This window comes from Acidaminobacter sp. QWL-03 (genome assembly GCF_058683855.1).
This window is the reverse complement of the sequence record NZ_CM178752.1, coordinates 2,979,176-2,993,231: the sequence shown is the minus strand read 5'-3', so window position 1 is coordinate 2,993,231 and position 14,056 is coordinate 2,979,176. Positions and strand designations below refer to the sequence as shown.

12 protein-coding genes and 2 riboswitches are annotated in these 14,056 nt (G+C 42.7%); of the genes, 7 read left to right on the top strand and 5 right to left on the bottom strand.

Features of this window, described 5'->3' with window-relative positions; genetic code table 11:
* Window positions 1-66: 66 nt before the first annotated feature.
* Window positions 67-711, bottom strand: coding sequence for a corrinoid protein (locus AC4PHM_RS13935; RefSeq protein WP_492018357.1), 645 nt, complete (start codon window positions 709-711; stop codon window positions 67-69).
* Between the two features lie 221 nt (window positions 712-932).
* Window positions 933-2,198, bottom strand: a complete 1,266-nt coding sequence (locus tag AC4PHM_RS13930; RefSeq protein ID WP_492018356.1) for a helix-turn-helix domain-containing protein — start codon at window positions 2,196-2,198, stop codon at window positions 933-935.
* A 233-nt stretch (window positions 2,199-2,431) separates the two neighbouring features.
* On the opposite strand from AC4PHM_RS13930, the gene AC4PHM_RS13925 reads away from it, so the two are divergent.
* The 4 genes from AC4PHM_RS13925 (at window position 2,432) to AC4PHM_RS13910 (ending at window position 6,004) form a co-directional block, all read left to right on the top strand.
* On the top strand, window positions 2,432-3,232 hold the full coding sequence (locus tag AC4PHM_RS13925) for a dihydropteroate synthase (protein ID WP_492018355.1): 801 nt from the start codon (window positions 2,432-2,434) through the stop codon (window positions 3,230-3,232).
* A gap of 98 nt (window positions 3,233-3,330) precedes the next feature.
* Complete coding sequence (locus AC4PHM_RS13920) at window positions 3,331-4,128, top strand: methylenetetrahydrofolate reductase (protein ID WP_492018354.1); 798 nt, start codon at window positions 3,331-3,333, stop codon at window positions 4,126-4,128.
* 19 nt (window positions 4,129-4,147) lie between these two features.
* Window positions 4,148-4,936 carry an electron transfer flavoprotein subunit beta/FixA family protein gene (locus AC4PHM_RS13915; protein WP_492018353.1) on the top strand — a complete coding sequence of 263 codons (789 nt, stop codon included), beginning with the start codon at window positions 4,148-4,150 and terminating at the stop codon, window positions 4,934-4,936.
* Between the two features lie 15 nt (window positions 4,937-4,951).
* A complete protein-coding gene (locus AC4PHM_RS13910) occupies window positions 4,952-6,004 on the top strand; it encodes an electron transfer flavoprotein subunit alpha/FixB family protein (protein WP_492018352.1) in 1,053 nt (350 codons plus the stop codon).
* A gap of 232 nt (window positions 6,005-6,236) precedes the next feature.
* On the opposite strand, the gene AC4PHM_RS13905 is transcribed toward AC4PHM_RS13910, so the two are convergent.
* Entirely contained in the window at window positions 6,237-7,073 is an 837-nt protein-coding gene (locus AC4PHM_RS13905; protein WP_492018351.1) for a helix-turn-helix domain-containing protein, read from the bottom strand.
* 263 nt (window positions 7,074-7,336) lie between these two features.
* Between AC4PHM_RS13905 and AC4PHM_RS13900 the strand changes: the two genes are divergently transcribed.
* The 3 genes from AC4PHM_RS13900 to AC4PHM_RS13890 all read left to right on the top strand — a co-directional run bounded on the left by AC4PHM_RS13900 (window position 7,337) and on the right by AC4PHM_RS13890 (window position 11,083).
* Window positions 7,337-8,383, top strand: coding sequence for a uroporphyrinogen decarboxylase family protein (locus tag AC4PHM_RS13900; protein ID WP_492018350.1), 1,047 nt, complete (start codon window positions 7,337-7,339; stop codon window positions 8,381-8,383).
* Window positions 8,384-8,912: 529 nt separating this feature from the next.
* A riboswitch (molybdenum cofactor riboswitch) is annotated at window positions 8,913-9,036 on the top strand.
* Window positions 9,037-9,215: 179 nt separating this feature from the next.
* The gene (locus AC4PHM_RS13895) at window positions 9,216-10,268 is read left to right on the top strand and encodes a zinc-dependent alcohol dehydrogenase (protein WP_492018349.1); all 1,053 of its coding nucleotides are present in this window, start codon (window positions 9,216-9,218) and stop codon (window positions 10,266-10,268) included.
* A gap of 29 nt (window positions 10,269-10,297) precedes the next feature.
* Window positions 10,298-11,083: an MBL fold metallo-hydrolase gene (locus AC4PHM_RS13890; RefSeq protein ID WP_492018348.1), complete on the top strand. Its 786-nt coding sequence runs from the start codon at window positions 10,298-10,300 to the stop codon at window positions 11,081-11,083.
* 74 nt (window positions 11,084-11,157) lie between these two features.
* On the opposite strand, the gene AC4PHM_RS13885 is transcribed toward AC4PHM_RS13890, so the two are convergent.
* Entirely contained in the window at window positions 11,158-12,414 is a 1,257-nt protein-coding gene (locus tag AC4PHM_RS13885) for an HlyC/CorC family transporter (protein WP_492018347.1), read from the bottom strand.
* 105 nt (window positions 12,415-12,519) lie between these two features.
* Window positions 12,520-13,707 carry a methionine adenosyltransferase gene (gene metK / locus AC4PHM_RS13880; RefSeq protein WP_492018346.1) on the bottom strand — a complete coding sequence of 396 codons (1,188 nt, stop codon included), beginning with the start codon at window positions 13,705-13,707 and terminating at the stop codon, window positions 12,520-12,522.
* 164 nt (window positions 13,708-13,871) lie between these two features.
* A riboswitch (SAM riboswitch) is annotated at window positions 13,872-14,024 on the bottom strand.
* Window positions 14,025-14,056: the final 32 nt, after the last annotated feature.

Here is a 14,056-nt window from a genome sequence, read left to right as displayed (position 1 = left end):
TCCACGCAGCTTCGATCCTAAGAGCCACATGGATGTTCATTGCCAAATTACTGGAGAATCTACTTTTTAACTGATTTTTTCGAGAATCAATTTCCTCGCAGCTTCTGCGGCAGTTGAAGCATCTGGCGCATAGCAATCGGCACCAATCTCTTTGGCAAAATTATTGTTAAGTGGCGCACCTCCCACCATTACTATGTATTTGCTTCTTAAATTTCTATTTTCCAGGTCGCTGAGCACATCTTTCATATTGCCCATAGTTGATGTCAATAATGCTGACATCGCAATGACATCTGCACCATGCTCTTCGGCTTTGTCTCCAAACACTTCAGGTGAAACGTCTATTCCAATATCGATAACCTCCAGGCCCGCGCCTTTCATCATCATAATGACCAGGTTCTTTCCAATGTCATGCAAGTCCCCCTGAACTGTGCCCACCACCACTTTGCCTATTGGCTTTACACCCGATTCCGCAAGCAATGGTTCAAGTACCTTCATCCCCACATTCATGGCTCTTGCTGCGACAAGTACTTCAGGCACATAGACATCATTGTTTTTAAATTTGACGCCTATAATGTTCATACCGGCCAATAATCCATCATTCAAAATTTCACTTGCAGTTAATTTCTCAGCTATAGCTTGAGAAACCAGTTCCTGAACCTTTTTAGCATTTCCCTTTTGTACCATTTCAGAAATATTTTCTAACAAGAACATGCCCTTCACTCCTTTAAGTCTTTTAATTTCAGCACACCTGGTCTCAGTGACATGATCAAGCCTGAACCGAACTGCTTTTCATCAAGGCCCTTTCTTGATTGCTGTCAACTAATCAAATTGTCTGAATTTTCATCTATTTGTTCACACTGTATCAAATCTCATCCATTCTGTTTTGCATTATTTTTTAATTTATCACAATAATATTTGAAGTTTTTAAATGCTTATATTATTTTTCCATGCCTCAAGCGATATTTTCCGGGAGACGTCCCGGTATTTTTTTTGAACACCCTCGAAAAATAACTTTGATCTTCATACCCCACCAGCTCACTTATTTCAACAATAGTAAATTCATTCTCCAAAAGCAGTTTTTTCGCCTGCTCAATTCTCAGGTGATTAAGGTAAGCATTGAAACTCACCTTTAATTCCGATTTGAAAATAGTTGAAAAGTAAGACGGACTATGGTTAACATAGGCGGCAACCTCTTCAAGCGTGATTTTCTTTTGAAAGTTCTTTTGTAAAAAATCAACTGCTTTCAGAATGACTTGAGGGTGCTTAAGATCATTCTGCTCAAAAACTTGTTCAATAAAATGAAGCATAATATGAAATAACCAGGCAGATAACTCGGCGACTGTCTTGAAATCATTTATTTGACTCAGATATTTATATTTTAAACCGAATATTTTTTCGAGTCCGGCGCCGCCTTCCAAAGCCGCCCTGGATAATAAGACTACCAATTCAAGCACTCGGCCTTTAGCGATTTCAAAATCATGATTTGAATAGGACGCAATGTACAACAGAATCTCATCCAGAAGATGCTGCGCCTGAACTTTATTGCCCGATGAGATGAAATTGAGAAGTTGTCGTTCTTTTTCAATAGGATAAGCTTCCGCTTCTTCTCCCCCGCCCATTGTGTTGAGATATTTCAAGTACTTCGAAATATCTCGGCCAAGTGCGGTTTCGTCTTTTACGTAATGGACCTGATCCATACCGTTAATTGAAACGCAGACGGCGGACAACATGTGACTGAGCGCTGTGACACGTTCAGCTGGAATCTGAGGAATTCGTTGAATCCCATTATTTATCAATGGGATTTGTTTGCTCTTTATTGGAAATTTATCAATTAATTCCTCGAACACAAATTCCTCATGGCTGTTCAGCAAAACCGGTCCTCCGACGGCCACCGCGAACAGTCCTCCTTCACTATAAACAGGTGAAGCAAAATTGACCAATCCTACCGGACAGTAAAAAACATATTCGCCGTCAAACCTTTCAGACTGCCGCCCACTGTAAAGCAGCGACTTTCCGCATTCAACATTAATCTGAGTGATTTCAGACAAAATCTCACACAGATGACACGCAGGATTTATTGACTGCTCTGGTTCATCCAAGAAAATCGCACGACACCCAACACCTGTCGCCATTGAAAATTGTCTGGTTTTCTCAGTCAAGATCTGTTTACACTTAAGTGCAGCTAACGAACTTCCCATAGTCTTCCTCCTGGCGAACTATTTAAAGCGAGTTCCGTTTATCATTATTTTGAATTATTGATGTATTCCGAAAATTTTTAACATTATTTATTGCTTTTTAAAAGATGAATTGCCGGTGCATCTGTAAAATAGGCTTAACCTGTTATACCGTTTACAGCCATTCAGAATGTCATCACTTTTAGTCATTGCCATAACATAACAGACTGCTTTTAGAAAAACAAGGGGGATCTGACATGATTATTATCGGTGAAAAAATTAATAGTACTTTGAAAGCCATACGCCCCGCCATGGAAGCTCGGGACCATTCATCAATTCAGGATCTTGCCATACGCCAAAGAGATGCAGGTGCCGCCTATATTGATGTTAACGCCGGCATGTTCCACAGCAATGAATCCGAGGTTCTGGAATGGCTGATTCATACAATACAGGAAGTCTGTGACACCCCATTTTCAATTGATTCTCCAAGTGCGAACGGTATTTTATCAGGTCTGAAAGCAAATCGAAATTCAAAACCTATTATAAATTCAATCACTGGTGAAAAGGACAGATTTAATACCATATTGCCGCTCGTAGCTGAATATAAAACAGGTGTTGTGGCATTGTGCATGGACGATCGAGGTATGCCGGAAACTGTACATGAACGATTCGAGGTTGCAGAAACTTTGATTAAAAATTTGACCAAGGAAGGCATTCCACTGAATGATATCTACATTGATCCACTTGTCAGACCAATTGGAACCGGTTCTCATTATGGGATGCTTGCTATTGAAACCATCCGAAATGTGAAGAACGCCTATCCTGAAGTACATATTGCCTGTGGTTTAAGCAATGTTTCCTTTGGTATTCCAGCTAGGAAAATAATGAATCAAACCTTTTTGGTTGCTGCTATGGCAGCCGGTATGGATGGCGCTATTTTGGACCCTCTGGACAAAAAACTCATGGCATATCTTTACGCAACTGAAGCACTTCTCGGCAGAGATGAGTATTGTCTAAATTATCTTGATAAATTCCGCCAGGGTGAACTCGAGTTCTAGCCGCCTTTCACAAGGACTATGAAAAAATCGTTTACACTTCCCGACCAAGTTATCCCAAGTGATCTTTACTTTTTAGGTCGAAAGGACTGATATTCGAAATGCTGCATCATATTGAAAATAAAATCTATCACGTTGAAATTCTTCCGCCTAAACAGGATACCGAAAAACTATCTGCAGATCTTGCTCTATTCGCGGACAAATACAACAAAGCGTTGGAAATAGGTTCATGCATCTGCCTGACGGACAACGCTATGGGTAATTTGGCCTTTCAAGGCACCGAAGTCATTGAAGAACTTAATCTGCCCGTCCATTCGGAACAAATAATGATCCATTTGAATACATTTCACACATTGGAAGACTTAAGAACCATATTGGACACATGTAAAAAAATAGGCATCAAGTATCTGTTGATCATCAGTGGTGATGGTTCGGACAGACTGCCAAAACTCCAGTCAACCGATCTGAATTTATCAAATGCTGTTACAGTCACTTCTGTGGAACTTCTGCACTATATTCATCATGAATATCCAAATGATTTTATTCTGGGCGTTGCCTTCAATCCTTACGAACCCCCAGAACATGAATTTCATAAGTTGGACAGGAAAATGAAGGCGGGGGCATCCTTTATAGTGACTCAACCTGTCATTGAGAAGAATGAAATCGTCGGTCAAATGTTGAAACTCTATCCATCAGTTCCGGTTATCATTGAAGCTTGGATGAGCAAGAAACTACATCTTCTCTCAGAAGCTGTCGGGTATGAAATCCCAGAAACAACGGAATTTGATCCGGTTGAGACTTTAAAAACGCTTCATAAAATTTATCCGAACTGTGGTGTCTATCTTTCCCTTCTAAGCTTTAAAACTCAGTTCGATCTGCTCAACGAAACATGGATCTGATGTACGGGGAGGAAAACCAATGAAAATTGTGGTTTGCGTTAAACAGGTACCAGCGACCAACGAAGCCAAAATTGATCCAGAAACTAAACGAATTTTACGCGAAGATATCAAAGCCATACTAAATCCATTCGATCATTATGCTATTGAAGAAGCCATTCGTTTGAGAAATAAGCACGGCGGAGAAGTCACCGTCCTTTCAATGGGGCCTGACAAAGCGGTTCGCGTTCTTCGAGAAGCTATTTCAATGGGCGCGGATCACGCAGTCCTGCTAAATGATAAAGCTTTTAGCGGATCAGATACCTGGGCTACCAGTTATGCACTCGCGAAAGCCATCAAAAAAATAGGCGAAGTTGATTTGGTTCTTTGCGGAAAACAAGCCATTGACGGTGATACTGCCCAGGTCGGTCCCGGCATTGCCGCTCATCTGGACTGGATTCAAGCAACCTATGTCATGGAAATTAATGTCTTGAATGCTCATCAGCTGAAGGTCAAACGGATGAACGAAATGGGCTATGATATCTGTCTTCTTGAAACCCCTGCGGTTGTATCAGTTGTCAAAGGCATCAACGTGCCGCGCGTTCCGACACTAAAAGGCAGAATTGCGTCTGATCGCTATGAAATTCCAATTTGGAGACCTGCAGATTTGGGTGCTGACATCGAGCACCTGGGTTTAAACGGCTCGCCTACACGAGTTGTCAAAACACAACCCCCGGCACCTCGAGACACTGAAACAAAATTAATTGAAGGTACCCCTCAAACGTGTGCACAGTCACTTATTAAGGAATTACGCCTTCGCAATTTATTGTGATTGGAGGATCTCAGAATGAGGATTAATGAAATAGAAAAATCCAACTTCACTAATATCTGGGTAGTAGCCGACTTGTTGGCAGGAAAAGTTCAACCTGTTACTCATGAGTTAATTGGAACCGCCAGAAGCTTGGCGGATCAGCGCAAATCTGAAGTGTGGGTTATTGTCATGGGTAAAGAAGTGTCTTCTGAGTCCACAGCTTTGTTCGCTTATGGCGCGGACAAGGTGATTGTAACGGAAGATCCGCTCTTGATAAACTTTGTCGACGAATTGGAGGCCAGCCTTCTGACGCGACTAATCCACAAATACAAACCCGAAATTGTTTTATGCGCTGCTACCGCCAGAGGTCGAGCACTGATCCCTCGGGTTTCAGTTATGACCGATTGTGGTTTAACGGCAGATTGCACAGAATTGAGCATCGATCCAGAAAATGGCGATTTGCTACAGACGCGCCCAGCTTTTGGAGGCAATATCCTGGCAACTATTCGCAGTTCCAACCATCGGCCACAAATGGCAAGCGTTCGGCCTCGTGTCATGACTGCCCCTGATCCCGACTCTAGCAGAACAGGCATGGTCATCCATGAGGAGCTTCAAGCGTCGGATCTGCACAAGATCAAACAAGTTATCGAAGTTGTACAGGACGTTGAGTATTCAGTGAACTTGGCAGATGCAAATATTATTATTGCAGGCGGAAGAGGCATGAAAGGCGCTGAAGGTTTTGAGCTCTTAAAGCAATTGAATGAGTATTTAGGCGGAGCAGTTGGCGCCAGTCGCGCAGCCGTTGATGCAGGCTGGATTCCATATTCTCACCAAGTTGGCCAGACCGGTCAGACTGTCCAAACCAGCGTCTATATCGCATGCGGTATATCAGGACAAATACAGCATCTTGTCGGCATGCAGTCATGCGACTTAATTATTGCAATTGACAAAAATCCAAATACTCATATGATGCAGATGGCCGATATTGCAGTGGTAGGAGATATTTTTGAAATAATCCCCGAACTCATCACTGAGCTTCATTCATCTCAAATACAAACTACAGCTCTCGGCAAGTCCCGCTCCGTTTAATAAGAAGACGCTGCACCGCAACTTGCAGAAATTTAGCTGCTCACTCTTTATGTAATCGTTGTCAAAGCAACCGTCCAAATGCCATTAATTTAATTGAAACAAATCCCTTCCCTTTGGCAATTTCAATTTTACAACACTTTTTGTTGTCACCTCATTTATAGACCTCCCCGTCAATGAGGTGTTTTTTTTGAGATGAACTTTGTTTGCCTTTAATACACATGACCGATTAGTTCTATGACCCCATCCGCCCAATGATATTTTCTCTGAATTGCGTAGGCGTCATGCCGACTCTTACTTTAAAAGCTGCAATAAATATCGAGGGATTGTTATAGCCACACGCCGCGGAGATCCATTTTATATTCATCTCAGAATTTAGCAGCAAACGTTTGGCATTGACCATTCGTTGAGTTGTCAGATATTCATAGGGTGAAACTCCAAAATGCTTTTGAAACTGGCGCGTAAAATAATAGACGCTTAAACCGACACTCGCAGCAACCTCAGATACGGAAATCTGTTTATTGAAGTTCTGCCTTATATAGGCTTCCGCTGAAGTGATTGCCAGATCTATAGATTTTGTCTGGTATGAACCGCTCTCTGACAATATGGCAAGCAACTTATGAATAGAAGCAGAAATCGAGTGTTCCAAAGCGTTTTCACCTCTGATCAAACCCATTAACAACTTGAAGTCCTGTTCTATCAGAGTAGGTGTTTTGATTACCACTGGCTCTCCAAATTTCCTTGCCAGTAGTTCACTATAGGAAAATACTGAATTGCCCCGAATATGCAGCCATTTAAAACTAATGGGTTCTTTCGAATAATATCTATGAGGACTTCTGCAGTCCATTAAAATGAATTCATCTTTTCCAACAACAACGGACTTATCCCCTACTTCAATGCTCAATTCACCTTTTTCAATAAACATCATCAGCAAACTATCAAAGTAGTCACGCTCGACTTCATAATCGCTGATCCCGAAATACTCTCCAGCCAGTTCGACATAATAAAGGTTTTCTTTAGCAAAAGAAGAGGAATTAAACGAAAATACTTTGGTTGAAATATTTTTCTCCATAAGACCTCCGATTTCCTCATTGTCTTGACGTCATTATATAGCAAGATACATGAATAGAAAAGTAAAATCTGATTGAAATTTAATTTTTGTTGTCCTAAACACTTCATGATTTCGTATTCACGCAAGTTAAAATATGAATTCAAAAAATTAAAAAGAGCAATATTTATGCATCTAGGCATTTTTTGATTATAGATTTGATAAAAAATGCGTGTTAGAATATTTGTAATATTCAAACTATAACTCTGTGCAAAGGTGGTCGTACGGTGTCAACTTTAAGAGAACGAAATTTGAGACGACTTGAAGAAAGCATTGCGGGCAAGAAATCAGACGGTCATGCAGTTTTTCATTTTTATACTTTTCCATTCTTTCAATCCGTGACAGGCGTTAATCTTGATGACTATTTTCACAAACCGGAAGTGACACTAAAGTGCCAATACGAGGCCTTGGAGTTGTTGGACGGAATTGGAAACCTGGTGCCAGACATGGGCTCTGTCGCAGAAGCCAGCGGTTTGGGAAGCAAAGTTCTCTTTGATAAAAAGGGCTTTATTTCTGCGCATCCTAACCCTAAAATTGCAGAGGCATTTGATGCAAGTGACTTGGATTGGTTGGAACCCGCAGATCCATATGGCGACAATTACATGGCCAAAGCGCTGACAACACTTCAATACATGGTGGATCACTGTCCGGAAGGCTATCGAGTGAATCCCCATCCGCTCATGGGACCATTTACTGTTGGTGCAATGTTAAGAGGAATCAGCGACTTTTGCGCGGATACGATTTCAGAGCCTGAATTAGTTAACAAAATACTTGATGTCGTTGTTGAGACACAAATCAGATTCTTAAAAGCACAGGAAAAGATTCTTGGAAAACTTCACCATGTTCTAGTCGCTGATGACCTTTCTGCATTTCTGAATGAACAATCCTTCAGGGAAATTATTTTACCAAGATACGAACAAATATTTAAAGAGTTTCCCAATACACAAAGATGGCTTCACAATGACTCAACTGCGCGCCACGTTGCGACAGCCATCGCTGATTCGGGCATGGTTGCCTGGCAGTACCTTCCGGATATCGCACCACAGGATGCACTCGAGCTGACCAGAGGAGAAGTTACACTGTTGGGCGGACTGAGTCCATTAGATCTTCAAAAATGGACAGCAGAGGAAACCTATGACAAATGTATTGAAACGCTTAAATCCTTCGGCGGCAATAATCGCTGTGTACTGGCAGCCGGAGGTTCCATCAATCAGGTACCAATAGAGAATCTCAAAGCAATGTTCAAAGCCGCTGACGACTATAAAATTGACTGATTTACAAGACGCTAAATCTGACATGCAGTGACTTCCAGAAATACCAGCGATTCGATTTTAAGTGATGTATTCCACGCCTAAAGTAGTCTGATGTATTTTCGCCACACGCCCGATGCGTTGGTGCATCGTTTTTACAAGCCGAATGATTTAACCGACAAATTACTACTTTAGAATGTAAAATTTTACATACCTTTTCTCAACATATGTTTGATAACTCCACCCGTATTTTTCGAAAAAAGACACCCCATGTTGGAAGCGCTTGAAGCACTCAGACAAGCGTTTCCAACATGGGGTGTCTTTTTTATGCGACTTCTGATTTCTAAGTGATCCACTCAGGGAATAAAAACCTTTTCATGTGTTCGATAAAGAAGTTCACAACTGCAATCAAAAAGTAGCGAAGCTGCCTAATCACTGGCATGCATTTTGCAGTATAAAATATTGCCAATTAAGGAGTGCTGCAAAGCCTCATCCCCAATCCTGCCTCTCCATTTTTCAAGACTCCAAACGCTCGGTCAATTTGAGAATTGAATACCTCAGCTTTTTTCGAGTTGCATGACCTAAGGTGACCCTTTGTACTATGGCCAGCAACCTGGGCTTATTGGAGAAATCCACGAGCCTCCCATTTTTGGAAAGATAAGAGCCTGTCGATCAGATCAAATTCTTTGAAGTTTCTCGCGTGGGAAGACTTGAAGATATGGTTTTTTTGGTGCTCAGCTTTCTGGGCACCATTTTTTATGAGGTGGATTCAGATATTTTTCCAGAAAATCCAATATTTACAGATTTATCACCCTAAGGTATCCCTGAAAATTATTAGACGAATGGAGGAATCAATATGAAGGCAATTAGATTCACAGGTCCAGAGACTATGGAATATGTGGATGTACCAAAACCAGTCATTGAAGACGATGAAGTGCTCATCAAAATTATGGCAGTTGGCATCTGCGGGACAGATTTAGAGCTTTTCAGCGGAGATATGCCTTACATAAGAAATGGACTGACTACTTACCCGCTGATCCCTGGCCATGAATGGTCAGGTCAAATTGTTGAAATTGGAAGCAAGGTCACAGGATTCAAGGTTGGAGACCGCGTAACAGGAGACGTCAGCATCGGCTGCGGGAACTGCAGTATGTGTATGACCGGACGATTTAACCTTTGCCCCAACAGAAGAGTCGTCGGCTCGTATAGAAATTACAACGGCGCATTCGCAGAGTATCTTAAACTGCCTTACAGGCACGTTTACCCATTGCCTAATGACCTTAGTTACGAAGAAGCCGCTCTGATTGAACCCGCAGCAACGGCGGCCTACGGCGTCATGAAAGCTGGAATTGGTTTGGGAGAAACCGTCCTGGTCATTGGAGACGGCCCCATTGGACTGCTCTCAGTGCAGACCGCCGTTTTGTCCGGCACAAGCAAAGTTTTTCTAATTGGCAGTTGGGAGGAGAAACTGAAATTGGGAATTGATATGGGGGCAAGCATTGCATTGAATTATCGAAACGGTGACATTGTTGAGGTCATTCAAGAAAAAACTCAATTTAAAGGCGTTGATGTCGTGATCGAAACCTCAGGCAGCACAAAAGCTTTCAATCAATCCTTGAGACTTTTGAAGCCCGGTGGGAAAATCGTCTTGTTGAGCATCTATACCAGCGCTGAATTTATGGCAGAAATAAACAGCATTGTCTCGAAAGACGCGGAAGTCATAGGCGTATTGGCAAGCTGCAACTCTTTCAAGCCTACAATCGAATTGCTGTCAGCTGGAAAAATCGACGTTCAGCCCTTGATTACGCACCGTTTTCCATTAGAACAGGCAAATGATGCAATACAAATGATGAGATCAAAGAAAGATCTCAGAATAAAAGTATTGCTGATTCCTTCTGAGACAGCATGAAGTATCTATAAATTACTGGAGTGATCAGCATGAGCGAGTCCTATGAGAAAATAGTGAATTGTAAGCTGAATAATCATGAAATTGCAATACTATGGTTAGGACAGGCAGGGTTTTTAATTAAGTCAAGCGACGGCATGATTATCTCAATAGATCCTTATCTTTCTGACTGCGGAGAACGGATCAGAGGATTTGTCAGACAATCCCCAAAGTCCGTCAGCGCCGAAGAATTGAAGCCCGATTTATATATTACGACACATTTGCACTTTGATCATTTTGACTATGACGCCATTCCAATAGTCGCCAACCAAAGCAATGCCATCTTCCTGGGACCCGAATCCTGCTGCTTGAAGCTTTTAGAAATCGGATTAGAGCCTGCCCGTATAGTACCCTTACGTCTAGATAAAGAAATTGATTTTAAAAACACAAAAATTAAAGCAGTCTTCGCAGATCATGGCACATTATCGCCAGACGCGGTTGGAATACTAATGAGGATCAACGGAACCGTGCTTTATTTTTCAGGAGATACAGCTTACAGGCCCGAAAAATTAACCTGGCTTGCTGAAAGCACTCCAGATCTTTCATTTCTGTCCATTAACGGGAATTTCGGAAATTTAAACGCTGCTGAGGGCGCACGTCTCGCAAGTGATCTTAAAACGAAAATCGCCATTCCATGCCATTATGGCACATTTATTGAGCATGGCGGCGATCCATTAAACTTTCAAGCTGAAATGGGCATTATCGCACCAGCATGTCAGGTCATTATCATGAACCAAGAAGACCTGTTGATATATAAACCAACGCAAGTAGGTAGTTAAACAGTCAAAGAGCGCAGCCATATCACATAAGGCTGCGCTCTTTCGATTTCATGTCAATTGCATTATTTGATTAATCAGGTCAAAATCCTGAGCTTCTCTATCCTGTTTTTCTCGATACTCTCAACGACAAACTCAACATTGCCGTGTTCAATTCGCTCACCAACTTCTGGCAATCTTCCGAATTCACCAATGATAAACCCGCCTATGGAGTCAAAATCCTCGGTTTCAATACGAAGCCCCAGCATTTCATTGACCACATCAATCTTAGTTGATCCGTCCACAACATACTCGTCTTCCTGGATCACTTCTATTGAAACCTCGTGGTCATCATATTCGTCTTGAATATCGCCCACGATTTCTTCAACAAGATCCTCAAGGGTGACCATGCCCGCAGTCCCGCCGTATTCATCCAAAACTATAGCTATAGCAGCGCGTTTCGATCTCATCTCCGAAAAAAGCTCGCTGGTCATTTTGAATTCGTAAGTAAAATAAGGTTCCCTTATAAAGTCCTCAATATTGAAAGTGTTATGGAGCGGCTCATAAAAAATCAGATCCTTGACATTTAAAAGACCAATGATATTATCCGGCGTCTCGTCATATACAGGAATTCTCGAAAACCTTTCGCTCTTGAAAATATCCACAATTTCCTGAAATTCCATATTTTTCTCAATCATGACCATATCCGTTCTAGGTGTCATGACATCTCCAACCTGTGAGTCTCCAAATTCAAATACGTTGTAAATCATCTTCTTTTCATCGCCTTCGAGGACACCTTCCTCGTGGCTGACCGTCACCATAGTCTTCAGCTCTTCCTCAGTGATGAATGGCTGATCTTTGTTAGGACTTCCGCCCAACAAACGGATTAGAAGTCCGGTAATGAACATGACGGCTGAAAGCACAGGTGTCATTAACACCATGATCAATGAGATTGGCGCGGCTACTTTAAGCGCAAGTTTCTCCGAATGTTCAGAGGCATAAGATTTAGGTGTAATCTCACCGAAGATCAGTACGAGTAATGTCATGGCAACCGTCGAAATACCAACGCCTTGAACAGGACCAAACATTGCAATGGCTATAGATGTTGCAAGCGCAGAGGCCGCTATATTAACAATATTATTGCCGACCAGTATGGCACCCAACAGACGGCTTGGAGATTTTAAAAGGCGGGATACCCGTTCAGCGCCCTTAACATTTTCTTCCACCATGTGTCTGAGTCTGATTTTGCTGAGTGACATCAGCGCTGTTTCTGAGGCTGAGAAAAATGCTGACATCATTAAAAGCGAAATCAGTAAAATACTTTGCCATAAGTCACTTGGTTCCAAATCAATCACGCTCCAAAATTAATGTAGTTACTAAAATGCATTATAGCATAATTTAGATATTTTTCAAAAAAAGAGTCCTAAATCATAAGAGATTCAGGACCCTGTGACCTTTAATTATTTGAAAGCCTCTTCTTTAAGAATGGCTGCTTTATCCGTACGCTCCCAAGGGACATCGAGATCCGTGCGGCCAAAGTGTCCATAGGCTGCAACTTGTCGGAAAATAGGACGTCTCAGCTCGAGGTCCCGAATGATGGCCGCCGGACGCAAGTCAAAGTGCTTGTTGACCAGTTCAAGAATCCTCTCCTCAGACACTTTACCGGTTCCAAAGGTCTCAACCAGTACAGAGACCGGTCTTGCGACGCCTATAGCATAAGCGAGCTCAATTTCACACTTGTCCGCAAGGCCTGCCGCTACAATGTTCTTGGCAACATAGCGTGCAGCATAGGTCGCGGAGCGGTCCACCTTTGTAGGATCCTTGCCGGAGAACGCGCCGCCGCCATGACGTGAATAGCCGCCATAGGTGTCGACAATGATCTTTCTTCCAGTCAGACCGGAGTCACCCTGAGGTCCCCCAACGACGAAGCGTCCGGTTGGATTGATGTAGTATTTGGTTTCTTCATCCAAAAGCGCTTCAGGCACTATATGACCAATGACATACTGCTTCAGGTCTTTCTCGATCTGTTCTCTGGTAACCTCCGGGCTGTGCTGCGTCGAAATGACAATCGTATCAATTCGAACCGGCGTATCCCCATGATACTCTACTGTCACCTGGGTTTTTCCATCCGGGCGGAGATAGTCGAGAACACCTTTTTTACGGACCTCTGTCAAACGCCGCGCCAGTTTATGCGCCAGCGAGATAGGCAGCGGCATCAGCTCTGGCGTTTCGTTGCAGGCGTAACCGAACATCAGGCCCTGGTCCCCTGCGCCAATCGCTTCGATCTCATCCGTCATTTGGCCGCTGCGATGTTCCAACGCGTCATCCACGCCCATGGCTATGTCCGCGGACTGCTCGTCAATAGAAGTGATCACCGCGCAAGTATCCGCGTCAAAACCGTATTTCGCGCGTGTATAACCAATGTCCTTGATTATGTCCCGAACTGTCTTCGGAATGTCAACATAACAGCTCGTCGTTATTTCGCCCATAACGAGCACGAGACCTGTTGTTACCGCAGTTTCACATGCGACGCGTGCTTTTGGGTCATTGGCGAGAATGGCGTCAAGAATGCCGTCAGAAATCTGGTCGCAGATCTTATCCGGATGTCCCTCTGTAACACTCTCAGAAGTAAAGAGTCTTTTTTTCACTTTTTCATGCCTCCTGAATTTCATCAATTTGTGTTAGTGTCTCATGCAGGACCCTTTAAAGACCCTGCCGATGGTCCCGGCTCCGACAACTAATCCAGAACCGTGCCGCGCAAATAAAAAAAGCCCCTTCAGAAAAGAAGAGGCACTTCAGATTACTTAAGCACACCTCATCTCTCAGTCGTCCAAAAAGCGACTGTAGGATTTAGCACCTTTTTACTGAACAAACTCAAGGTCTGCATATAAAATGCGGCCTCTCACCGTTCGTACCGGTTGCCGGGTTTCATTGGGCCTATTCCCTCCACCACTCTCAATAAGGATTCAATTATTTGTTTTTGACCATTGAAATTAT

Excerpts from the sequence above, each read along its gene's own strand:
- AC4PHM_RS13935 (WP_492018357.1), bottom strand. The coding sequence starts at position 711 with ATGTTCTTGTTAGAAAATATTTCTGAAATGGTACAAAAGGGAAATGCT.
- AC4PHM_RS13930 (WP_492018356.1), bottom strand. The coding sequence starts at position 2,198 with ATGGGAAGTTCGTTAGCTGCACTTAAGTGTAAACAGATCTTGACTGAG.
- AC4PHM_RS13925 (WP_492018355.1), top strand. The coding sequence starts at position 2,432 with ATGATTATTATCGGTGAAAAAATTAATAGTACTTTGAAAGCCATACGC.
- AC4PHM_RS13920 (WP_492018354.1), top strand. The coding sequence starts at position 3,331 with ATGCTGCATCATATTGAAAATAAAATCTATCACGTTGAAATTCTTCCG.
- AC4PHM_RS13915 (WP_492018353.1), top strand. The coding sequence starts at position 4,148 with ATGAAAATTGTGGTTTGCGTTAAACAGGTACCAGCGACCAACGAAGCC.
- AC4PHM_RS13910 (WP_492018352.1), top strand. The coding sequence starts at position 4,952 with ATGAGGATTAATGAAATAGAAAAATCCAACTTCACTAATATCTGGGTA.
- AC4PHM_RS13905 (WP_492018351.1), bottom strand. The coding sequence starts at position 7,073 with ATGGAGAAAAATATTTCAACCAAAGTATTTTCGTTTAATTCCTCTTCT.
- AC4PHM_RS13895 (WP_492018349.1), top strand. The coding sequence starts at position 9,216 with ATGAAGGCAATTAGATTCACAGGTCCAGAGACTATGGAATATGTGGAT.
- AC4PHM_RS13890 (WP_492018348.1), top strand. The coding sequence starts at position 10,298 with ATGAGCGAGTCCTATGAGAAAATAGTGAATTGTAAGCTGAATAATCAT.